At 43.5% G+C, this 22,499-nt stretch carries 20 protein-coding genes, 1 other RNA gene and 1 other annotated feature; of the genes, 3 read left to right on the top strand and 18 right to left on the bottom strand.

The window, feature by feature from the left end:
* Positions 1-152: 152 nt before the first annotated feature.
* The 3 genes from mnmA to cymR are packed head-to-tail and all read right to left on the bottom strand — an operon-like array spanning position 153 to position 2,891.
* Complete coding sequence (mnmA, locus tag DET59_RS19600; protein ID WP_113971287.1) at positions 153-1,268, bottom strand: tRNA 2-thiouridine(34) synthase MnmA; 1,116 nt, start codon at positions 1,266-1,268, stop codon at positions 153-155.
* 47 nt (positions 1,269-1,315) lie between these two features.
* Positions 1,316-2,458, bottom strand: coding sequence for a cysteine desulfurase family protein (locus DET59_RS19595; protein ID WP_113971286.1), 1,143 nt, complete (start codon positions 2,456-2,458; stop codon positions 1,316-1,318).
* Between the two features lie 13 nt (positions 2,459-2,471).
* The gene (gene cymR / locus DET59_RS19590) at positions 2,472-2,891 is read right to left on the bottom strand and encodes a cysteine metabolism transcriptional regulator CymR (RefSeq protein ID WP_044339554.1); all 420 of its coding nucleotides are present in this window, start codon (positions 2,889-2,891) and stop codon (positions 2,472-2,474) included.
* Positions 2,892-3,102: 211 nt separating this feature from the next.
* On the opposite strand from cymR, the gene DET59_RS19585 reads away from it, so the two are divergent.
* Complete coding sequence (locus DET59_RS19585; RefSeq protein WP_113971285.1) at positions 3,103-4,377, top strand: replication-associated recombination protein A; 1,275 nt, start codon at positions 3,103-3,105, stop codon at positions 4,375-4,377.
* Positions 4,378-4,524: 147 nt separating this feature from the next.
* Complete coding sequence (locus DET59_RS19580; RefSeq protein ID WP_113971284.1) at positions 4,525-5,244, top strand: protein-glutamine gamma-glutamyltransferase; 720 nt, start codon at positions 4,525-4,527, stop codon at positions 5,242-5,244.
* Positions 5,245-5,304: 60 nt separating this feature from the next.
* Here the strand turns inward: DET59_RS19580 and DET59_RS19575 are convergent, their stop codons facing one another.
* The 10 genes from DET59_RS19575 to DET59_RS19530 all read right to left on the bottom strand — a co-directional run bounded on the left by DET59_RS19575 (position 5,305) and on the right by DET59_RS19530 (position 14,109).
* Entirely contained in the window at positions 5,305-6,255 is a 951-nt protein-coding gene (locus tag DET59_RS19575) for an ABC transporter permease (protein WP_113971283.1), read from the bottom strand.
* Entirely contained in the window at positions 6,248-7,174 is a 927-nt protein-coding gene (locus DET59_RS19570; protein ID WP_113971282.1) for an ABC transporter ATP-binding protein, read from the bottom strand. The genes DET59_RS19575 and DET59_RS19570 overlap by 8 nt, the downstream gene beginning before the upstream one ends.
* Positions 7,174-7,884, bottom strand: a complete 711-nt coding sequence (locus DET59_RS19565) for an ABC transporter ATP-binding protein (protein WP_113971281.1) — start codon at positions 7,882-7,884, stop codon at positions 7,174-7,176. The genes DET59_RS19570 and DET59_RS19565 overlap by 1 nt, the downstream gene beginning before the upstream one ends.
* A gap of 2 nt (positions 7,885-7,886) precedes the next feature.
* Positions 7,887-8,261 carry a GntR family transcriptional regulator gene (locus tag DET59_RS19560; RefSeq protein WP_113971280.1) on the bottom strand — a complete coding sequence of 125 codons (375 nt, stop codon included), beginning with the start codon at positions 8,259-8,261 and terminating at the stop codon, positions 7,887-7,889.
* Positions 8,262-8,264: 3 nt separating this feature from the next.
* On the bottom strand, positions 8,265-9,044 hold the full coding sequence (locus DET59_RS19555) for a hypothetical protein (protein ID WP_113971279.1): 780 nt from the start codon (positions 9,042-9,044) through the stop codon (positions 8,265-8,267).
* Positions 9,045-9,253: 209 nt separating this feature from the next.
* Positions 9,254-10,018 (bottom strand): tRNA threonylcarbamoyladenosine dehydratase, encoded by a 765-nt coding sequence (locus tag DET59_RS19550; RefSeq protein WP_113971278.1) that lies wholly within the window; start codon positions 10,016-10,018, stop codon positions 9,254-9,256.
* 200 nt (positions 10,019-10,218) lie between these two features.
* A non-coding RNA gene (gene ssrS / locus DET59_RS19545) (6S RNA) lies at positions 10,219-10,408 on the bottom strand.
* 70 nt (positions 10,409-10,478) lie between these two features.
* Entirely contained in the window at positions 10,479-12,245 is a 1,767-nt protein-coding gene (aspS, locus tag DET59_RS19540; protein WP_113971277.1) for an aspartate--tRNA ligase, read from the bottom strand.
* A 32-nt stretch (positions 12,246-12,277) separates the two neighbouring features.
* Positions 12,278-13,552 (bottom strand): histidine--tRNA ligase, encoded by a 1,275-nt coding sequence (gene hisS / locus DET59_RS19535; protein WP_113971276.1) that lies wholly within the window; start codon positions 13,550-13,552, stop codon positions 12,278-12,280.
* 75 nt (positions 13,553-13,627) lie between these two features.
* Positions 13,628-13,856: a binding site (T-box leader), on the bottom strand.
* Between the two features lie 70 nt (positions 13,857-13,926).
* On the bottom strand, positions 13,927-14,109 hold the full coding sequence (locus DET59_RS19530) for an RNA polymerase subunit sigma-70 (protein WP_397540966.1): 183 nt from the start codon (positions 14,107-14,109) through the stop codon (positions 13,927-13,929).
* A 195-nt stretch (positions 14,110-14,304) separates the two neighbouring features.
* Here DET59_RS19530 and DET59_RS19525 point away from each other — a divergent pair, with 195 nt between their 5' ends.
* Positions 14,305-16,047: an N-acetylmuramoyl-L-alanine amidase family protein gene (locus DET59_RS19525; protein ID WP_181778245.1), complete on the top strand. Its 1,743-nt coding sequence runs from the start codon at positions 14,305-14,307 to the stop codon at positions 16,045-16,047.
* 76 nt (positions 16,048-16,123) lie between these two features.
* Here the strand turns inward: DET59_RS19525 and dtd are convergent, their stop codons facing one another.
* From dtd to DET59_RS19500, 5 genes are all read right to left on the bottom strand, one after another.
* Positions 16,124-16,564, bottom strand: coding sequence for a D-aminoacyl-tRNA deacylase (dtd, locus tag DET59_RS19520; RefSeq protein WP_113971274.1), 441 nt, complete (start codon positions 16,562-16,564; stop codon positions 16,124-16,126).
* A 13-nt stretch (positions 16,565-16,577) separates the two neighbouring features.
* Entirely contained in the window at positions 16,578-18,767 is a 2,190-nt protein-coding gene (locus tag DET59_RS19515) for a RelA/SpoT family protein (RefSeq protein WP_113971273.1), read from the bottom strand.
* A 290-nt stretch (positions 18,768-19,057) separates the two neighbouring features.
* Positions 19,058-19,570, bottom strand: coding sequence for an adenine phosphoribosyltransferase (locus DET59_RS19510; protein WP_113971272.1), 513 nt, complete (start codon positions 19,568-19,570; stop codon positions 19,058-19,060).
* The gene (gene recJ, locus DET59_RS19505; protein ID WP_113971271.1) at positions 19,561-21,924 is read right to left on the bottom strand and encodes a single-stranded-DNA-specific exonuclease RecJ; all 2,364 of its coding nucleotides are present in this window, start codon (positions 21,922-21,924) and stop codon (positions 19,561-19,563) included. The genes DET59_RS19510 and recJ overlap by 10 nt, the downstream gene beginning before the upstream one ends.
* Before the next feature lie 121 nt (positions 21,925-22,045).
* Positions 22,046-22,381, bottom strand: a complete 336-nt coding sequence (locus tag DET59_RS19500; RefSeq protein ID WP_113971270.1) for a LapA family protein — start codon at positions 22,379-22,381, stop codon at positions 22,046-22,048.
* Positions 22,382-22,499: the final 118 nt, after the last annotated feature.

The raw sequence follows: 22,499 nt of genomic DNA, 5'->3' as shown, positions 1-22,499 counted from the left end.
TATGATTTATGTATGCCAGTTGAGTATTGATATTTATCGTTTCTAGTATAACATAAGGTACTCTCGATATTGATATACATCAATGATGAAAAAAGGACTGAGAGAAGAGAGGTGGTACATCTCTTCTTCTCAGTCCTTTTTTGTGTTCAGCCTTAACCTACATACGTAAGTTTCTTCTCGTCTTTATAAATGGTATCAATCGTTCCTCCACCCAGACACTCATCACCGTTGTAGAAAACAACCGCTTGTCCTGGTGTGACAGCACGGATAGGTTCATCAAAAATGACTTTCACCTTACCATCTTCTAATGGAATAACCGTTACGTTGTTATCATCCTGACGGTAACGGAACTTTGCCGTACAGGCGAATTCAGCCGGTTTCTCTCCATTTGAGGTCCAGTGGACATCGGTAGCGAGAATGGAATCTGAATAAAGGGCAGGATGCTCAAAGCTTTGACCTACAAAGAGCACGTTTCTTTCAAGGTCCTTACCGATGGCAAACCAAGGATCACCGGCTCCACCTATACCCAGGCCATGGCGTTGCCCGATCGTATAGTACATCAATCCATCGTGTTTTCCCATCACTTTACCGTCTAATGTTTCCATCGTTCCCGGTTGGGCAGGTAAGTAATTGCTTAAGAAATCTTTGAAGTTGCGTTCACCTATGAAGCAAATCCCCGTACTGTCTTTCTTGGTAGCAGTCGCAAGGCCCGCTTCCTTCGCAATTTCCCTCACCTTTTTCTTGTCGATGCCTCCTAGGGGGAACATCACTTTTTCAAGTTGATCCTGTCCTAACTGATTGAGGAAGTACGTTTGATCTTTATTGTTGTCGACACCGCGGAGCATCTTATATTCCCCATCACGATATTCCACCTGTGCATAGTGGCCCGTTGCCAGATAATCTGCACCAAGTTTCAGTGCATGATCAAGGAAGGCTTTGAACTTAATTTCTTTATTACACATCACATCCGGGTTTGGTGTTCTTCCCGCTTTATATTCATCCAGAAAATACGTAAACACTTTATCCCAGTATTGTTTTTCAAAATTCACAGCGTAGTAAGGAATACCAATTTGGTTACATACCCGAATCACATCGTTGTAATCTTCTGTTGCGGTACAAACCCCATTTTCATCGGTGTCATCCCAGTTTTTCATGAAAATCCCGATGACTTCATAGCCTTGTTGCTTTAATAATAATGCGGCCACAGAAGAATCTACTCCACCAGACATCCCAACGACCACTCTCGTATCCTTTGGTTCTTTTTTCACTAACGCCACCTCCTTATTCGTTCATTCGTCCGTATCAGACGACTTTCTTAATTTGTTAATCGCTTCACGATTTTTACGACTTCATGGGCAGTCCAGGCAATCTGCTCCTCCGTGTTCCCCTGACCAAAGCTGAAGCGGATGGAGTTCCTTGAATTCCCTGACTGTTTGCCAAACATCGCGACCAGTACATGTGAAGGCTCTATAGATCCAGCCGTACAAGCAGAACCGCTTGATACAGCAATACCTGACATATCCAAATTCACCAGCATGGACTCTACATCCGTGCCGGGAAAACTTAAGTTTAGCACATGGGGCAATCCATACTCAAGAGATCCGTTCTCCTCAAAATCAATGCCGGCTCCGGCTAACGTTTCTTTCAGTAAAACCTTGAAACGGGAGTACTGTGAATTCTTCTCTTCGATAGCTTTTCCAGCAATTTCCACAGCCTTCCCGAGACCCACAATGGCCGGGACGTTTTCTGTTCCTGCGCGACGCTTTCTTTCCTGTTCTCCCCCATATAATCCAGGCTGAACCTCCACGTTTTTGTGTGAATAAAGAAACCCAATTCCTTTAGGACCATTGATTTTATGACCCGAAACCGAAAGCAAATCGATTCCAAGCTCCTTGACGTCAATGTGTGTTAAGCCAAACGCTTGTACAGCATCAGTATGAAAGTAAGCTTGATGATTTTGTAGAAGCTTTCCAATCTCTTTAATCGGCTGGATCGTTCCTACCTCATTATTACCAAACATAATCGTAACAAGTATGGTATCGTCCCGAAGTTCCCTTTGCAGTTCCTCCATCGATATCCTGCCTGTACGGTCCACTGACAGATAAGTCACCTCAAACCCTTTGGATTCAAGAAATTCACACGCATGCAGTACAGCATGATGCTCAGTTTGTGTGGTAATGATATGATTTCCTTTTCCTTTATTCGCCTCGGCAGAACCGATAATGGCTAAATTATCCGCTTCCGTTCCACCGCTTGTAAAAATGATGTCATTGTAATCTGCATGAATACTTTGAGCGATGATGGTACGTGCACGGTCGACAAGATGACGTGATGCACGCCCAAAAGAATGAATGCTCGATGGATTACCAAAGGACTCCTTCATCACTGAAGTCATTTCTTCAATTACTTCAGGATGCATGGGAGACGTTGCAGCATGATCCAGGTACACTCTTTCCATTTTTCGTTACCTCCTAGATATAGAACATGTACGCATCGGATTCACCGTCATCTGAATGACTGGCCAAATCTTCGATCGTTGTGTTATCGAGTACTTCTTTAACGGCATCACGAATGCGGATCCATAGCTCACGCTTTGCCGGTTCCTCGTCTTCAATTCCTTCTACAGGGCTGATCGGCCCTTCAAGGATCCGGATAATATCTCCCGCTGTAATTTCAGATGGCTCATGTCCCAACACATACCCACCGTACGCCCCCCGGATACTTCTGACAAGACCGCCATTACGCAGTGGAGCGACCAGTTGCTCCAGATAATGTTCCGACAGCTCATGCTGCTGTGCGATCGTTTTCAGTGAAGTCGGCCCTTCACCATGGCGTTTTGCTAATTCAATCATAATCGTTAAACCGTATCGGCCTTTAGTTGATATCTTCATGTCCAGCACCTCTACTATATTTAATCACGTCACGTTCAGACGTATTTTTCTTCTGTATTGACTTTTGTTATTATAGCATATCCGCCCTATCACTGTGAAAGGGGCGGCTTCATTCACTTCCCACCCCTTTCCCAAAGCCACAATATTTCCTTATGAGAACCTCCTATGATAAAGTGAATTTAACTAGAACGTCAGTTTGGAGAGATGTTTCATGTCGATTAAACCACTTGCCTTTAAGATGAGACCGAGGACCATTGATGAGATCATCGGGCAGCAGCATTTAGTTGGAGAAGGGAAAATCATAGACAGGATGGTAAAGGCAAAGCAATTGTCATCCATGATATTATACGGTCCACCGGGTATTGGAAAAACGTCCATCGCGAGCGCCATTGCCGGAAGTACGAAATACCGGTTTAAAACTCTGAATGCCGTAACCAATAATAAAAAAGATATTCAAATCGTAGCCGAAGAAGCCAAAATGTCCGGGAAAGTGATCCTTCTTTTGGATGAGGTGCATCGCCTGGATAAAGGAAAGCAGGATTTTCTCCTTCCTTATTTGGAGAACGGGATGATCACATTGATCGGGGCCACGACGAGCAATCCCTACCACGCCATTAATCCAGCGATCAGAAGCAGATGCCAAATTTTCGAGCTGAAGCCACTTACGATCGATGAAATGAAAATCGCCTTGCACCGGGCCATAGAGGATGAAGAACGTGGATTAGGTGGATATTCACTCGATGTAACCTCTGATGCCATTGAACATTTTGCAAGCAGCAGCTTTGGAGATGTGAGGAGTTCGTTGAATGCATTGGAACTGGCTGTCTTGTCCACTTCACCGAATGAGGACGGTGTGATTTCTATTGATGTCAATATTGCAGAAGAGTGCCTTCAAAAGAAAAGCTTTTCTCACGATAAAGACGGTGACGCCCATTATGATGTCGTAAGTGCGTTTCAGAAATCGATCCGGGGAAGTGATGTGAATGCGGCTCTTCATTATTTAGGCAGACTCGTTGAAGCAGGGGATCTACCGAGCATCGCCCGCAGGCTATTGGTGATTGCCTATGAAGATATCGGCCTTGCCAACCCCCAAGCGGGACCAAGAACATTGGCGGCAGTCGAAACAGCTGAGAAAATCGGGTTCCCAGAAGCGAGAATTCCGTTAGCCAATGCGATCATCGAGCTTTGTCTCTCCCCTAAATCGAACTCGGCCATCACGGCCATCGACCTGGCACTCGGTGATATCCGCAAAGGAAAAAGCGGCGAGGTTCCGGATCACCTGAAGGATGCTCATTATCAAGGAGCCAAGGAACTGGGAAGAGGAATCGAATACAAGTACCCACACAGCTACGAATCGGGATGGGTACCACAAACCTATTTACCAGATAAACTTAAGAATGCTCAATACTATACCCCTAAATCGACAGGGAAATTCGAACAGGCGATTGCTCAGGTGTACGAGAAGATTAATAAACAAATGAAATAAATGAAATGTCATCAATATACAAACCTGCCGAAAAGGGATTCTGACTTTTAGGCAGGTTTATTTTAGGAATAAGGACTTTTTTAATGTGTCAATGCCATTTCTCTCCAACCTATCATACATTAGTAAAAAGGCCTGGAGGTGTATGGATTGATTATCATTGAAAATGGATTGTCAAGTAATGGGTTGACGAATCTATCACCTGTAGAAGAAAACATCGTTAAAGCGCTGGAAAGCAGTCCTACGGAGTATCGTTACCGTAACTTAGGTGAGCTCCGATTTGAGTTGAAGATGCGGGAACGATTCATTGTCAATGCAAGGAGCATGGATGAAGGTGACGCCAAATTCGCTGCATTTGAACACTCTTATTTCAACTCTACTTTTTGGATCAAGACCCCATACGGATATAGACTTCGCGACTCGAAGCTTCCATCAGAGGCCATTGAAGATATTTTCACAAATAGCTCTGCCTATAGCTTCGAATGCGTCACCAGCATTGTGCTCATATACTATAAATCCATCCTTGATATGATCAGGACTTCTTATTTCAATCAGCTGTTCTCCCCCCTTTTAGTGTGGGGTCACAATTATGACGATGATATGGGCATGGTCACCTATGAAGGAGTGGACTATATTCCAGGGGATGTATACTACTTCTCTAATCCCGACTATGACGATCCTATATGGATGGGGGAAAATTCGGTGTTTTTAAAAGAGGACCAGTATTTTGGTCACGGAGTCGGAATCATGACTCATGATGAAATGATAGAAGCTTTAAATACTCTTCGAAAAAAAGATGCCACCGAACCAGCCTTTCTCCTTCAACAAGTCACACGTTTGAAGTTCGCAGATTTATACCGGTATGCATAAAAGTGACGAACTCTGATGAGTCCGTCACTTTTTGTTTTCTATTTAGTTGTCCAGCTACGGCTATGCCGCCACATCCCTTTTATTAAAGACGATAAAGGCCAGCAGTTGGAAGATGATGAAGTAGATGATGAGCATGGTGATGGAGAAGCCCATGGTCATGCCGTCCACTAGCGGTGGTGTGAAACCTGTGTATTGAGTCAGATCCGTGTTGGCGAACAGACTGAATTTTGCCCAATCAAATCGAAGAGCGAGCAGGCTTGTTGCATTCGCCCCCACAAATAATAGAAACAAGGAGATTCCGATAGCCAGTGAGCTGCTTCTGAACACAGTTGAAATCATGAAGGCCATTGTAGCCATCATCACGACATCAATGGTTTTCAATAAGTAGGTTTTGATCAAGTACCCGACAATGTTCTGTTCGACTACCTTCCCATCCACATACGCCAGGTGGGTCGACTGATCTGTTCCACCAAATAATAGGAGGCCGATCAGGAACGATACGACGAATAATATAAGCAGCATGCTCATTCCATATAAGATGACGGTGAAATACTTCGATAGAAGGATCTTTGTTCTAGAAATGGGACGAATGAGCAAAAGCTTGATCGTACCCCAGCTGAACTCACTTGCGACAATTCCCGCTGCCACAATGATGGCAAACAGACCGACTACAAGTACGGAAAAGGCATTCGTTTCAACAAACGTCCAAACCGTTTCTTTCGCTTTTGGCTGAATGTCATTTTCAATACGATATTCATTTAGAGCAATTCTTCGTTCAGTGTCTTTCTCTATGAATTTGTTCATATTTGGATTTTCCGACAACATTTGTTTATCTGCTTCCACTTGTGCTGTGAGTTCCTGCTTCCAGTTTTCCGATTCCTTTGCTTTCCCGTCATCATACTTCGTAAAAGCGGCTGTCACCCCAATAATCAGAATAAGCAATCCGAGCATCACATACGTTCCGACCCGTTTAAATATTTTTGTCCATTCATTTCTAATGAGACTAAGCATGCACGACCTCTCCTTTTTCATTCGTGATTTCCAAGAATCGATCTTCCAGTGTCTTGGCAATCGGCATGACACTAAAGATTTGAACATTTGCATCCACAAGTGCCCGAATGACATTCGGTACTTGTTCCTTCGTTAAAGCGACCTGGACCTCCGAACCCTTCGTTTCATATTTGATTCCCGGATCGAACTTCTTGAGTACCGCCTTGATCTTTTCTGCATCATTCACCTCAAAATGGTAGACCTGTTCGGAACCTTCAATGAAATCACGTACCTGCTGTACATCCACAAGCTTCCCGGATTGGATGATCCCGATTCGATCGCACATCATTTCCATTTCAGATAATAAGTGACTGGATACGATGACCGCCATACCCTCTTCCTGGGCAAGCTTTCTGATATACGCACGAATTTCGCGGATACCGGCAGGATCCAGACCATTTGTAGGCTCATCGAGTATGAGGAGCTTCGGTTTATGGAGCAGACATTGCGCCAGACCCAAGCGCTGTCTCATCCCAAGGGAGTAGGTTTTCACTTTATCATTGATGCGGTCTGTTAATCCGACCAGTTCGATGACTTCCTTCATTCTTTCATCGGTGATTCCACTTTGCATGCGGGCAAAATGCTTTAAGTTCTGATACCCGGACATGAACTTATAGAGCTCCGGGTTTTCAACGATGGCACCCACATCCTTTATGGCACCTTCGAAATCTTTTTTGATGCTTTTCCCCGAAATCAGGACGTCTCCTTTTGAAATATTCATCAGTCCCACTATCATTCGGATCGTCGTCGTTTTTCCTGCTCCATTCGGTCCGAGAAAACCGAATACTTCCCCTTCATACACGTCAAAGGATAAATTATCGATAATGGTCTTGCCTTTAATGACTTTTGAGACATCCTGTAATTGCACAACCGTCTTCATCACTTCATCTTCCCTTCTTTTTTCGTTGTTTGTTTCAACCACTGCAGGACAGACAATCCTTCTATTTCTCTAAGCTCCTCTACCTGACAGTGGCCTTTCATTTCACCATCATGGATGATATACGCTTCATCCAGGATCCCTTCAATCTCATCGATTTCATGGGTTGCAATGATCACGGTTTGATTTCCGAAATCGATATAAGATAGTAGACCTTTGACAATGGAGTCCCTTACCATGGGATCCAATCCTGAGAATGGTTCATCAAGGAGCAGGACCTCTGTATTTCGGGACAGGGCAAGAACAAGCTTCAACCTGCCGCGATTCCCTTTTGATAAATGCTTGATTTTTTTCTTACTGTCCAGTTCCATGAATCCCACTAGCTCATGTGCCCGCTGTATATCAAAGTCGGCGAACTGAGAGGCGTAAAACCGGATCATCCCATCCACGGTGAATGCTTCATAAAACATATCCAGCTCTGTTAAATAAGCCACTTCACTGGCTCGTTTCCGGGTAATCGGCTTCCCGTTCATGGTCACTGTACCTGCATTAGGAAGGACTAATCCCGCGATCATCTTCAAAGTGGTCGATTTCCCGCTGCCATTTGGACCGAGCAGACCGTAAATCTTTCCCTTTTCGAAGTGAAACGACGTATTCTTCAAGGCCGATTCATTACCATATTTTTTGGTCACATCTTCAAATTTCACAACCAATCCTATTCCCCCCCTCTTTGGGCCAGATATCTCTCGACGCCTTTTATCATTTGCTCTTTTGTTAACCCAAGTTCTTTCATGTTCTTAATGAACAACTCGATTACTTCCTCTTGAACCTTTTCATTCAAAACAGAAAGAACCTCTTCCTTTTCCGTGACAAATGTTCCTTGCCCTCTCCTCGTCTCCACAATGTCCATCCTCTCTAATTCGCTATACGTACGCTGAATGGTATTAGGATTCACCCCGGATTGAACGGCCATTTCCCGGACAGAAGGCAGTTTGTCCCCGGGAGATAATTCTTTTCTTACAATCTCCCGTATGATTCGATCAGCTATTTGGAGGTATATCGGCTTGGAAGATGTATATTCTTCTGTCATGGCTTACACCTCAACCTTACGATCTAATAGCCAGCAGGCAATGATAAATACGATCATCATGACCATGCCTTCAAATACCAACGGCAGCAAGGGCAGCAGGATCATTTCAGGGTCAAAACCGGCATTCGCCTCGTTAGAACCAACCGAGAAGAAGACGCCCGAACTCACTTCAACTGTAAACGTATCGAAGAGGAATCTTTCCACCCATTCAATGCTCATAAGAAAGGCGACAACACTTTGATACACAATGATAAAACCAGCTACAAAGATCCATCGTATACTCTTGATGGATGGGTACTTTGAAAGTGAGTGGTAGAAAGTCCACAAGAAAATCGTCCACCCGGAAAAATATAGGCCAACTACTGTTACTCCTAGATTAAATAAGATACCTTCTTTGATTGGCCAATAGGAAAAAATAGAGTCTTCTGGGAAGACTGCCATGGTGATCACACCTAAAAGATCCACTATTAGAAGGGAGACCGTAGAGTATATAAAGGCAATGATCAGTTTCGGCAACAAAAGCATAAATCCACTATTAGGACTATGGAGCCAAAGTTGCGTCTTTCCTTCTAATCGAAGCATGGAGACGACAATACCCGGCAGAAACGCAATATGAAACACACCGATCATGATAATGAATATTTGAACGATTATAGGCTCGTTGACGAAGTTTCCGATCACCATTCCGATGATGTATATCAGAAAAATAATGGCAATCCAGCCATAGAACCAAACCTTGGAGGTTTTGAAGTCTTTCCAAAGAAGACCTTTAAAAGCGTTCATACTTGCACTCCTTCATAATGTGTTTTAGTGTTCTAGTTAGATAGTACACTATGACACATTATACCGTCAATACCTTTTTTCACCTAATTAATGGAATTAGTTTTCATAAATATGTACAGCGAGCTGGATAGAGAATTCACCATGCTGTATAGAGCATAGAAAAAGGACTGAATCCGAAAGTGGATCCAGCCCTTACCATTGCACAACCTTTATTTGTCTTTCACTCTCTTGATTTCAATATGCTTTAACAGCTCGTTCATCACATGACTGGCCGCAACAAGACCTGCAACCGATGGGACAAATGCGTTTGAAGATGGAGGAAGCTGCGCTTTACGAATCTTCGCATCATCATTCCCTACTTCTTTTCTGATTTCTTCACGGATGACGATGGGACTCTCATCAGAGAAAACAACAGTCACGCCTTTTTTAATGCCTTCTTTTTTCAGGCGTGTCCGGATCACCTTTGCGATCGGATCCGTGTGAGTCTTGCTGATATCCGCAATTTTGAAACGTGTCGGATCGGTTTTATTCGCCGCTCCCATGCTTGCGATCAATGGAATATCGCGTTTTAGACATTCTTTCATTAAATGTATTTTGTACGAGATCGTATCAGAAGCATCTATGACGTAATCCAATCCTTGATTGAAGAATTCTTCGTAGGTTTCTTCCGTGTAGAACATCTTTAAGGCAATGACTTCACAGTCCGGATTAATATCCTTGATGCGGTCTTTCATCAGATCGACTTTCGGCTGACCTACTGTAGAAAGCAATGCATGAACTTGACGATTCACGTTTGTAATATCCACATCATCTTTATCCACTAACACAAGACGGCCTACACCTGATCTGGCTAAAGCTTCGGCTGCAAAGGATCCCACTCCCCCGATTCCAAGTACCGCCACCGTACTATTCTTAAGGGTTTGAAGACCTTCCTTACCGATCGCTAGTTCATTTCGTGAAAACTGGTGTAGCAAAATAATCAACTCCATTATAAGTATTCAACTAGGTTTATACTGAATTAGAATAAAGGATACCGGAACGAAAATCAATATGAAATGTTGCCCTTCCACTTCGTATACCCTATTAAGAGAAGGTTTAGCCTCAACAAAAAAAGCCAGGCCATTTTCAGCCTGACTCTTCATTCTATGGGATCTTCATTTAAAATCATGTTTGGACGAGTCCCAATCGTGCCGTCGCCATCATTTCCTTCGTTTTGAACCCGCTCTCGGCAGGTGGGTGCTTTATTCCACTATTTGTTAGTCCTCGGCATGAGGCATGAACGCCTAGTAGAAACGTCAAGCTCCCGAAGTTTGAAGTGTTCGGTCAAAACTGTTAGGTAAAAACGTCGCACACATCAGGACTCGTTTGTGATTGTTTAAATAATATCATATCACCTTGATGATTTCAACGAATGACCCCCGGAACTTATTTACATTATTCTACATCCAACGACAAGGATAACTCTTTTAATTGAGCTTCACTCACTTCACCAGGAGCATCCGTCAAGACACAGCTTGCACTTGCCGTTTTAGGGAACGCAATGGTATCACGGAGATTTGTGCGTCCTGCAAGGAGCATCACTAAACGGTCCAGACCAAGGGCGATTCCGCCATGTGGAGGTGTTCCATATTCAAAGGCTTCCAATAGGAACCCAAACTGCTTTTCTGCTTCTTCTTTTGAGAAACCAAGTACTTTAAACATCTTTTCTTGAATATCACGCTCATAAATTCGAAGGGATCCCCCTCCAAGCTCGTATCCATTCAATACAAGGTCATAGGCTTCGGCACGGACCGAGGAAGGATCTGTCTCGAAACGTTCCAGGTCTTCTCTCACCGGCATCGTGAACGGGTGGTGGGCAGCGTAATAACGGTTCTCACCTTCATCATACTCAAGCAGCGGCCAGTCGGTCACCCATAGGAAATTGAATTTTGTTTCATCAATCAGCTTCAATTCTTTTCCTAATTTCATACGAAGGGCACCCAGTGCATCTGCCACTACTGATTTTTTATCCGCCACGAATAGCAATAGGTCTCCCGCTTCTGCATTCGCTGAAGCAGAGATTTGCGCAGCGTCCTCTTCTGTCACAAATTTGGAAATAGGTCCTTTTAAGCCTTCTTCTTCTACCTTTAACCAGGCAAGACCTTTTGCCCCGAAACGGGCCACAAATTCCGTTAAACCATCGATGTCTTTACGGGAATACTGGGAAGCCCCGCCTTTTACGTTGATCAGTTTCACCTGCCCGCCGCTTGCTACTGCGCCTGCGAATACTTTAAATCCGGATTCCTTCACGATTTCCGATACATCGATCAGTTCCATTCCAAAACGCGTATCCGGTTTGTCCGATCCGTAACGACTCATGGCATCATCATACGTCATTCTTTGGAATGGTAATTGAACATTCAGGTCTTTCACATCATTCATCAGTTTCTTCATCATGTCTTCTACAAGGGAAATGATTTGTTCTGTGTCCATGAAACTCATTTCCATATCAATCTGAGTGAATTCCGGCTGACGATCCGCTCGAAGATCTTCGTCACGGAAACAGCGTGCAATTTGGTAATAGCGGTCGAAACCGGATACCATCAGCAATTGCTTGAAGATTTGCGGTGATTGTGGCAGCGCGTAGAATTCACCTTGGTGAACACGGCTTGGCACTAAGTAATCACGGGCACCTTCAGGCGTACTCTTTGTTAAAATCGGTGTTTCCACATCCAGGAATCCATTTTCGTTTAAGAAGGTACGGAACGATGTCGTCAAATTATGACGCATTCTCAACGTTTCCATCATCGCTGGTCGGCGAAGATCTACGTAACGGTACTTCAAGCGGACATCATCCGACACTTCCATTTGATCATCGATCATGAAAGGAGGGGTCTTCGCTTCATTAATGATTTGAACCTCTTCTACATGAATTTCCACTTTCCCCGTTTTCAGGTTCGGGTTGACCGTTCCTTCTCCTCTTGCGACGACAGTACCCGTCACACTAAGTACATACTCATTACGGATTTTCTCCGCAAGGGCGAGGGCTTCTCCCGATAAATCCGGATTAAAGACGACTTGTACGATTCCCTCTCTGTCACGAAGGTCGATGAAGATTAATCCACCCAGGTCCCTTCTCTTTTGTACCCAGCCTTTAATCGTAATTTTTTCACCGATGAATGATTCTGTGATATCTCCGCAATACGCTGTTCTTTTTGTCATCTTGTTCTCCTCCTTGTCAAAATCAACGGGTTCTATTTACCAAGTTTGCCTTTCACATTCTCTACAAAACGATCAAGACTTACTTCTTCCTGCTCACCAGTAGACATATCTTTCAGGTTGATTTTATTTTCCTGTAATTCGTTGTCGCCAATGACGGCTACATATTTCGCTTCATAACGGTCCGCTGCTTTAAATTGACCTTTCACCTTTCGATCCAGGTAATCCTTCTCTGAAGAAATTCCCACCTGTCTTAAATCGTGAAGTAGCTTAACCGCGTAATCTTTTGCCTCTTCCCCCAATGAAACGATAAAGCAATCGACGCCCCGCTCGATTGGAAGTTCAACGTTTTCAGCTTCCAGTGCCGATAGTAACCGTTCGATACTGAAGGCAAAACCGATTCCCGGGGTTTCCGGACCACCGATCATCTCCACCAATCCATTGTAGCGTCCTCCGCCACAAAGGGTCGTGATGGCTCCAAAACCTTCTGCGTCACTCATGATTTCAAAGGCTGTGTGATTATAATAATCAAGACCGCGAACAAGAGTCGGATCGACTACGAATTCAACATCCATCCCGGTTAGGTGGGATTGGACTTTTTCAAAATAGGCTTTCGATTCATCATTCAAGTAATCGAGAATCGATGGCGCCGTAGACATCAATTCATGGTCACGGTCTTTTTTACAATCGAGAATACGCAATGGATTCTTCTCTAAACGATTCTGACAATCTCCGCAAAATTCATCGATTCTTGGTTTAAAGTGATTGATCAGCGCTTCTCTGTGGGCGTTTCGACTGCCCGTATCACCAAGACTATTAATGACTAACTTTAATTGAGTAAGTCCCAGTTTCTTGTAAATCCCCATCGCGAGTGAAATCACTTCTGCATCAATCGCCGGATCTTCACTTCCCAATGCCTCAACCCCGAACTGGACAAATTGACGGTAGCGGCCCGCTTGTGGCCTTTCGTACCTGAACATTGGACCGGAGTAAAAGAGCTTTGTCGGCTGATTTGGATACCCGAACATCTTATTTCCTACAAAGGAACGAACAACAGAAGCGGTTCCTTCAGGTCGGAGCGCCAAACTTCTGCCTCCGCGATCTTCAAACATATACATTTCTTTTTGAACGATATCCGTCGTATCCCCTACGCCTCTGGTAAACAACTCGCTCGCCTCAAATATAGGAGTGCGGATTTCTTTATACTGATAGGCATGGCAAAGATTCTTCGCCACTTCCTCTACATACTGCCATTTTTCTACTTCACCTGGTAGAATGTCCTGTGTACCTCTTGGAATCTGAATGGACAAGTTGATTTCCTCCTTTTATTAAAGCAAATTGATATTTATGTAAATAAAAAAAGCCCTCAGTCCCTTGTATATCATACAAGGGACGAGAGCTGTTATTCCCGTGGTGCCACCCTAATTGAAGTCTATAAGACCTCCACTTAGCCAGTTAACGCCTGGTACGTTCATCTCCTACTAAAGAAACTTTTTCAGAGAGAAACCTCCTGAGTGTTCATTCACTAAGTCACATTGTAGAAATGCTCTCAGCCAAGGCATTTCCTCTCTTTACACGTGGGTGTCAGCTACTATGCTCGATCAACGGTTTTTGTAAATGTTATTTTATTTCTATAATGATACGGATGCCGTCAGTTCATGTCAAGAGGTTAAAGAAAATTTCGTTACGATCTTTCCATTTTCTTTTTCAGTAGCTTAACTTCTTTCAACGATAACCCGAACTCGGAAGCAAGTTCCACATTTAAAGCATCTTTCTCACGTTCTAAAAACTGGTGAAAATCCACACCGAACAGCTGGTTATCGCCGTTTGCATTCATAAACCCTTTTTCACTTGACCTCAATTCCATCATCCTTTCCAAAACAATCCTTAACTCTATCATTTCCAATTACCTATTTTTATTTCGTTTTAAAGGAATTTAATTTTTTTTATCGTATTAAACCCATAAGGGATTTTTTTGATGAATCTTCGAAATCTTGATCAATATCTAAGTGAAAAGATCCGATATTACTATGGGTGTTTGTATTTCCAACAGGAGGTGAAGATGATTAAGAAGATAATAGCATCTATACTGATTGTGCTCATGATCATTCCTTTTCAGCCACTCGAAGCTGATTATGCACATGCAGAAGCCGGCACGGCCACGATCAGTGTTTCGACTCTGAATGTTCGTACGGGGCCAGGACTGAGCTATCCGGTTCTGACGAAGGTACATAGAGGGGAAGAGTACAGTATAGTAGACACACAAAATGATTGGTATAAGGTCAGGACCGATAGTGGAGAGGGCTGGGTAGCCGAATGGTTAGTCTCAGTAGAATCCGCTAGTTCCGATGTTTCTCCTAAACAGGAAGGACGTGTGAATACCGATGGGTTACGCGTCAGAAAAGGGCCCGGCACCTCTGAAGAAGTGGTGACGGTTTTAAACACCGGGGATAGAGTATCCATTTCCGACGAAGAGTCTGACTGGCTGTTCATCGAATGGGGAAATGGCAGCGGCTGGGTCCATGAGGACTACGTGTCGGAAAACAGCACCACTTCTTCCCCATCGAAAAAGAGGGAGAATGAAGAAGGGATCATCACCGACAACTCCCTGAATGTTCGAACCTCCCCCTCCCTTCAAAGTTCCGTCCTGGGAGTATTAAATAAGGGAGATCACGTAGAGGTAACAGGAAGTGTCAGCGGGTGGTACGAGATTCAATTTGGCAGCGACAAGGCGTGGGTGAACGATGCATATGTAGAATTCTCTTCGAGGGCCAATGACGATGAGCCTGCCTCCTCGTCCACAAATCTTGTAGGAATCATTACGGTTCACGGTTTAAATGTCCGTGACGAAACCTCTTTAAACGGGAGCGTCGTTGGAAAGGTTTCAAAAGGGGAGAAATATTCCTTATTAAAAGAGAAAAACAATTGGTATCAGATTAAACTCTCAAATGGGAAAAAAGGCTGGATTGCCGGTTGGTATGTCCAAAAAACCGTCACTGCCTCCGCCCATGAGAGTGAACCCACTTCAGAAAATGAAAACATCACAGTGCTTTACAATGGTACCAATATCAGAAGTGAAGCAAACGCCCGGGCAAGCGTCATCGAACGAGGCTCAAGTGGTGACACCTTCCCCGTTATCAGCAAAAACGGAGATTGGTATGAAATACAATTAGAAGACGGCAGTGCAGGTTTTGTTGCCGGCTGGGTGGTGTCCATCAGGTCCAGTACCGGGGAAAACACCACTCCTTCACGAAAGCGGAGCGGGGGCTTACAAGATAAGGTCGTGGTGATTGATCCCGGACATGGAGGCAGAGACAGTGGAACGACCGGAGCAAGCGGCACGTTGGAAAAGCTCCTTACCATGAGAACCGGGGAACTCCTTGCCGAAAAGCTAAAGAGCGCTGGAGCCAAAGTGGTCTTAACAAGGAAAAGCGATGAATATCTTTCATTACCATCCAGGGTATCATTATCTCATTATTATCAGGCTGATGCCTTTATCAGCCTACATTTTGACAGCATTCTTGATTCCTCTATCGTCGGCCATACTACTTACTATTATCAAGGTCGCCAGAAAGAACTGGCCGATGAAATTCATGGAAGCCTGGCAGATCGTTTACCGACGAAAGACCGCGGTGTACGAGTAGGAGATTATCACGTTGTCCGTGAAAACAATCAGCCGGCTGTCCTGTTGGAGCTGGGATTCTTAAGTAATCCGGCAGAGGAAGCCAATGTCAATACGCAGTATTTTCAAGACTTGGCGGCAACGGCTATCTATCATGGGTTAGGGGATTATTTTTCCGACTGATGCTGAAGAGAAAACCATATACGATATGAATAAAATAAGAAAAGCTGATCCTAAAAGTTGCAGGATCAGCTTTTCTTTATTTGCTTTCTATCATTAACGTAACAGGACCGTCATTTGTTAAATTCACGTCCATCATGGCTCCAAATACGCCCGTTTCCACTTTGATACCTTTTTCTTTTAATACCTTATTAAAGTAGTCGTAAACAGACTCTGCGTGATCGGGCTTCGCTGCACCCATGAAGTTTGGCCTTCTTCCCTTACGGCAGTCCCCGTAAAGAGTGAATTGAGAGATGGAGAGAATTTCCCCTACTACATCCAGTAATGAATGATTCATCTTCCCCTCTTCGTCTTCAAAAATACGCAGGTTCACTACTTTGTCCGCAACATAACGAGCGTCTTCTTCCGTATCTTCATGGGTAATCCCCACAAGCAATACAGCACCTGAACGAATGGCTCCCTTTACTTCTCCATCAACAGTGACGGAGGCTTCTTTACTTCTTTGCAGTACAACCCTCATAAAGAAATCTCCTTTAGTTCATGATTCTTCTTACAGCATAAATATCCGAAATTTGTTTAATTCTTTCCACGACTTTGTGTAAGTGGGAAATATTTTGAATCGAAATGGACATATTGATGGTTGCCACTTTATTTCGGTCGGATTTTCCGCTGACAGCCGATATATTCGTCTTCGTCTCGTTTACCGCCTGAAGCACTTCATTCAAAAGGCCTCTGCGATCGTAACCGGAGATTTCAATATCCACATTGTATTCCTTACGGTCATTTCTATCACTTTCCCATGACACTGGAATGAGACGCTGCTCTACTTCATCGGCCATTACGTTTGTACAGTCGGCACGATGCACAGAAACCCCACGGCCTTTCGTAATAAACCCTACGATCTCATCCCCGGGAACAGGGCTGCAGCAACGGGATAAACGGATAAGAAGATTGTCAATGCCCTCTACCTGGACACCTGCGTCTTTTTTACGCTTGACTGGTTGGGAATTCAATTCCTTCATCGTTTCTTCCAGGTTGTCTTCCTGTTCACGTTTCTTCCGGTCTTTCTCCGTTAAGCGATTGGCGATTTGAGCCGCCGTAATCCCGTTATAGCCAACGGCTGCATACATATCTTCTTCGTTTGAGAAGTTGAATTTCTCAGATACACGTTTAATATTTTCAGGATTCAGGATCTCTTTCACATCGAAATCTTGATTCTTGATTTCTTTTTCTACTAAATCCCGGCCTTTTTCAATATTTTCTTCTCTTCGCTGCTTTTTGAAGAATTGCTTGATCTTATTCTTCGCTTGAGACGTTTGTGCAAGCTTCAGCCAATCCTGACTGGGACCGTAAGAATGCTTGGACGTGAGAATTTCAATGATATCCCCCGTTTTCAACTTATAGTCAAGAGTGACCATCTTACCATTCACCTTGGCACCGATCGTTTTGTTACCGATTTCTGAGTGTATACGATAAGAAAAGTCAATCGGAACAGATCCCGACGGCAGTTCCAGTACATCCCCTTTAGGTGTGAACACAAAGACCATATCAGAGAAGAGATCAATCTTAAGAGACTCCATGAACTCTTCCGCATTGGCAGATTCGTTCTGGAACTCTAATATTTCCCTGAACCAGGAAAGCTTCTTCTCGAAGGAAACCGTTTCGTTTGCTTCTTTTCCTTCTTTATATGCCCAGTGTGCCGCTACACCGTACTCAGCAATTTGGTGCATTTCAAGCGTTCTGATCTGCACTTCAAGTGGATCCCCTTTAGGACCGATGACCGTTGTATGAAGAGATTGATACATATTTGGCTTCGGCATGGCGATATAATCCTTGAACCTGCCGGGCATTGGCTTCCAACACGTGTGGACGATTCCCAATACGGCATAGCAATCCTTGATGCTATCTACTACCACACGAACTGCCAATAGGTCATATATTTCATTAAACTGCTTGTTTTGAAGAGCCATCTTACGATAAATGCTGTAAATATGCTTGGGACGGCCGGAGATTTCCGCAGTGATTTTCACGTCGCCCAGCTTATCCTTAACCTCATTGACAACGTCATCTAAATACTCTTCACGCTCGGCACGCTTTTTCTTCATCAAGTTGACAATACGATAATACTGTTGAGGATTTAAATATCGGAGCGACGTATCCTCTAATTCCCACTTAATCTTCGAAATCCCTAAACGATGGGCCAAAGGAGCAAAGATTTCCAGTGTTTCATTTGCAATTCTTCGCTGCTTCTCCTGTGGCAAATGTTTTAGCGTTCTCATATTATGCAGACGGTCTGCCAATTTAATCAGAATGACACGGATATCCTGAGCCATCGCCACAAACATTTTCCGGTGATTTTCAGCCTGTTGCTCTTCCTGTGACTTGTATTTAATCTTTCCAAGCTTTGTGACCCCATCTACAAGCATGGCCACTTCGGCATTGAATGCTTCCTCAATTTCCCCAAGAGAAACACCCGTATCCTCCACTACATCATGAAGAAAACCGGCAGCGACGGTTGCCGGATCCATCTCAAGATCCGCGAGTATTCCCGCTACCTGGATGGGATGAATGATATAGGGTTCACCAGACTTACGGTACTGCTCACTATGGGCATCCCTTGCATACTCATAGGCTTTCTGGACCATCCCTACATGCTCATCGTTTAAGTATTCTCTTGTTTTATCAAAAACCTGTTCCGGGGTTAGTACTTGATCTTTAGCCATGATCAAAATCACCTTTGTATTTTAATATATTTCACTAGTGTTCGATTTTAATGATTGTTACTATTATCAAAAAAAAACAGGGTTATGTAAAGGGGTTAGAGTAAAATTCTCAGATTCCATCTATTTTCGTCGAAAATTGTCGATGGGAAAAAATCCGCATAATCCACATCTACCATCTATTTGACCCTTCCAAATAAAAAATAAGGGCTGACATTCAAAACCAGATGTCAGTCCCTTAAGTTAACAGTATATCACATAGTATATACGAATATGAGAATCGATAAACAATTTTAGTATTGCATTAATGTAAGAATATCATAGTTGTCAAGCTTGTCGCGGCCATCCAGGTACGTTAATTCGATTAAGAATGCTGTACCAGCGACAACCCCACCCAATTCTTCTACAAGCTTGATGGTTGCTTCGATCGTTCCACCAGTAGCAAGTAAGTCGTCTGTGATCAATACACGTTGACCAGGCTTAATCGCATCTTTATGGATCGTCAGAGAATCTTTACCATACTCCAAACCATATTCCTTCTGGATCGTTTCACGCGGTAATTTACCAGGTTTACGAACAGGGGCAAAGCCTACACCCAATGCATAAGCGACTGGGCAGCCGATGATGAATCCACGTGCTTCCGGTCCCACAACCAGGTCGATCTGCTTCTCTTTAGCATATTCGACGATTTGGTCTGTAGCATATCTATAAGCATCACCATTATCCATCAATGTTGTGATGTCTTTAAACTTAATTCCTTCTTTAGGCCAATCCTCAACGATCGTAACATATTGTTTTAAGTCCATGCTTTTACTTCCTCCTCAATTGTAACAGACTCTTCTATCCTTTCATTAAACCAAGTCCTCAACTCTTGATAGGAAGAATATAACAATTCGTTTTCAAGTTCGTATTGTTGTTGTTTCTTCTGATATGTTAGAGATTCAGAAAGATCTTTCTTGGTTTTCTCAGGATTGAGAGAAATAAATCCATTCACTATTGTAACAAACTTCAAATCAAAAAACACCTGTGACATGAAATCTATTGTTTCTTTTGACCAGCCTTTGTATTTCGCCAGGTCATCACCATGTTTATTTAAATCAAATGATCCACGCTTGGTTAAAAATCCATAGTACCATTTGAAATGCTCACGCGTTGGCATCGTACTGAAAAAATGATCTTCATCCTGGAAGAAATGGGCATAGATCCGGTGAGGTTGCCCTTTCTTCAAGAGCTCTTCAAGTAATGGTTTGGAAGTGGGCAGATCTAGAAGCACGAGGCTTACCTTATCGGTGGAAAATCCTTCAAGTGAAGAACCATCCTCAAGTAGCATCACTTCATCTTTTTCCAGATTCAGCTTTTCTAAAGTAGCCGGATTAAAACAAATGACTACTTTATTTTCTTCCGGGATAAGCCCATTCCATTTATGAACTTGTTTAATCCCGCGAACATCAAATAATTGCCAATGTTCAATTTTCACATCATGTAAAAACACCTGAGGCTTCTTGCGATTATTCCACTCGTTAATGGATAATTCACCAATAACAGAGGCATTCGAAAATGGGGTCATATGATCGGCCAGTTCTCCCAATCCAAACCCGACACCATCCACTTGTACGCCCTTATCTTCTAAGACCAGCTTCAAATGATTTTGTGCAGATCCGATTTTTTTATAGTGTCCGATGCTTACATTGTCCAAGATCCACTTCGGTTTAGGATTATGCATCCCAAAAGGTGCCAGAAGCTGAAGCTTTTCAATCGACTCTACGGAGATTTCGTCCACTGTAACAGAAGCATCGAGCTGTGTGACTGGTATAAAGTCCTCTTCCGTTAATTCAGACTGAGCCAACTCATTTAATCGGTTTCTGAACTCGGCTACATCGCCTAACTGTAAAGTCATACCTGCAGCCATGGGATGTCCTCCGAAATGCGGAAGGATATCACGGCAGGTTGATAAATTCTTGAACAAATCGAAACCTGCGATACTTCTTGCCGATCCCTTTGCCGTTCCTTTCTCGGAATCGAAACTAAGCACGATGGTTGGACGATAATACTTATCCACTAAGCGTGAAGCTACAATTCCGACTACTCCAGGGTTCCAGCCTTCTTTTCCAATGACAAGGACAGAGTGATCGTTCAAGGGAAATTCATTCTCTACCATCTCTACCGCTTCTTCTGTCATTTGCGATACGATCGCCTGTCTTTCTTTATTCAAGCTGTCAATCTCTTCAGCCAGGGCCTTTGCTTCCTCATCATCTTCTGTGAGCATAAGATCGACGGCAGGGTCTGCGTCCCCTAACCGACCGACAGCATTTATACGGGGAGCAATCATGAATCCAATGGATTCTTCCGTAATTTCCTGTTGTTGGGCGTTGGCAATCCGGCATAATGCTTTTATTCCCAAGCGGTTTGAAACCCGTAGCTTTTCAATCCCGCGCTTGGCCAGAAGACGATTTTCACCTCTTAATGGTACTAAATCGGCGATGGTCCCAATCGCAGCAAGATCAAGCAGATGGACAGGCAGCTCACCATAAAGGGCATGAGCCAGTTTAAATGCCACTCCTACTCCTGCCAGTTCTCCAAATGGATAAGTGGTCCCTTCGACCTTTGGATGAATCAAGGCAAAAGCCGGAGGCAATTCCGGTCCAGGTTCATGGTGATCCGTAATGATCAAATCGATTTCCAATTCCTTTGCCAATTTTGCTTCATTCACAGCGGATATTCCCGTATCTACTGTAATGATGAGCGTGAATTCCTCTTCCTTTGCCCAGCGAAAGGCACCTTCATTCGGGCCGTATCCTTCGCTGAACCGGTTTGGGATATAGAATTCCACCTCTGCACCCAGGTCCCTTAGCACTGTCATCAATACCGACGTACTGCTGACTCCATCGGCATCATAGTCGCCATAAACAAGAATCCTCTCACCATTTTCAATGGCTTTATGGATTCTTTCGGTTGCTTTTTTCATATCTTCAAAAAGAAATGGATCGTGAAATGAATCGCCTGTATCAAATAAAAAGTTCCGGGCTTCTTCTACATCGTCCAAGTCCCGGTTGATTAATAGTTTTGCCACAAGCGAAGGTACTTTTAATTCATTTGCCAGTTCTGATATTTTATGTTGATCTGATTCTGTCATCATCCAACGTGTTTTTGAGTTTAACATACGTTCACCCCTCAGCCTTACTCATTATACAAAAAGGAAGGGTTGGTTTCAATCTTAATAGAAGGAGGGTTTTTTTCTTATTCAATAAAAAAACAGCCTGGTGGCAAAACCACCAAGCTGTTTACTCCCCTGTTTCCCCTACTGAGCCGGGAGCACTCTTTTTCAAAGGGACTTTTTCGGCCTTTTCTTTATGCATTCCTTCAGCCTGTTCTCTTAACAATAAATTTTCTTTCTCTAGAGCCTTTACTTTTCGTTGGACGACGAATAATCGAAACAGTCCAACCGATCCGATAATGATTCCCCCCATAAATACAGATCCAAGTATGACTAAAATAAGAGGCCAATCAGCTTCACCAAAGAAATAATTGACGGTGACGGGGTCTACATTGATGACAGCGAAAACGGAAACCACCAATGCAAAGAAAATACCTAATAATAATGTCCACTGAAATTTCATGGGATTCCCCTCCTTATGATAAGCGTATTGTCAAAACTTTTATAAGAAATAGGTTATAAATTCCTATAATAGAGGGCTTTTTGAGCAAAAAAATTGCCACCCCCTGAAATCTGGAGAT

The organism is Rossellomorea aquimaris (assembly GCF_003315075.1).
Lineage (GTDB): Bacteria > Bacillota > Bacilli > Bacillales > Bacillaceae_B > Rossellomorea > Rossellomorea aquimaris_C.
The sequence above is the reverse complement of the archived record's forward strand: the minus strand, read 5'-3'. Positions and strand labels throughout refer to the sequence as shown.

What these genes read in the sequence shown, in the direction of transcription:
- DET59_RS19595 (WP_113971286.1), bottom strand. Translation starts at nt 2,458, where the DNA reads ATGGAAAGAGTGTACCTGGATCATGCTGCAACGTCTCCCATGCATCCT.
- cymR (WP_044339554.1), bottom strand. Translation starts at nt 2,891, where the DNA reads ATGAAGATATCAACTAAAGGCCGATACGGTTTAACGATTATGATTGAA.
- DET59_RS19585 (WP_113971285.1), top strand. Translation starts at nt 3,103, where the DNA reads ATGTCGATTAAACCACTTGCCTTTAAGATGAGACCGAGGACCATTGAT.
- DET59_RS19575 (WP_113971283.1), bottom strand. Translation starts at nt 6,255, where the DNA reads ATGCTTAGTCTCATTAGAAATGAATGGACAAAAATATTTAAACGGGTC.
- DET59_RS19570 (WP_113971282.1), bottom strand. Translation starts at nt 7,174, where the DNA reads ATGAAGACGGTTGTGCAATTACAGGATGTCTCAAAAGTCATTAAAGGC.
- DET59_RS19560 (WP_113971280.1), bottom strand. Translation starts at nt 8,261, where the DNA reads ATGACAGAAGAATATACATCTTCCAAGCCGATATACCTCCAAATAGCT.
- DET59_RS19555 (WP_113971279.1), bottom strand. Translation starts at nt 9,044, where the DNA reads ATGAACGCTTTTAAAGGTCTTCTTTGGAAAGACTTCAAAACCTCCAAG.
- aspS (WP_113971277.1), bottom strand. Translation starts at nt 12,245, where the DNA reads ATGACAAAAAGAACAGCGTATTGCGGAGATATCACAGAATCATTCATC.
- DET59_RS19530 (WP_397540966.1), bottom strand. Translation starts at nt 14,109, where the DNA reads ATGGAATTGAGGTCAAGTGAAAAAGGGTTTATGAATGCAAACGGCGAT.
- DET59_RS19525 (WP_181778245.1), top strand. Translation starts at nt 14,305, where the DNA reads ATGATTAAGAAGATAATAGCATCTATACTGATTGTGCTCATGATCATT.
- dtd (WP_113971274.1), bottom strand. Translation starts at nt 16,564, where the DNA reads ATGAGGGTTGTACTGCAAAGAAGTAAAGAAGCCTCCGTCACTGTTGAT.
- DET59_RS19515 (WP_113971273.1), bottom strand. Translation starts at nt 18,767, where the DNA reads ATGGCTAAAGATCAAGTACTAACCCCGGAACAGGTTTTTGATAAAACA.
- DET59_RS19510 (WP_113971272.1), bottom strand. Translation starts at nt 19,570, where the DNA reads ATGGACTTAAAACAATATGTTACGATCGTTGAGGATTGGCCTAAAGAA.
- recJ (WP_113971271.1), bottom strand. Translation starts at nt 21,924, where the DNA reads ATGTTAAACTCAAAAACACGTTGGATGATGACAGAATCAGATCAACAT.
- DET59_RS19500 (WP_113971270.1), bottom strand. Translation starts at nt 22,381, where the DNA reads ATGAAATTTCAGTGGACATTATTATTAGGTATTTTCTTTGCATTGGTG.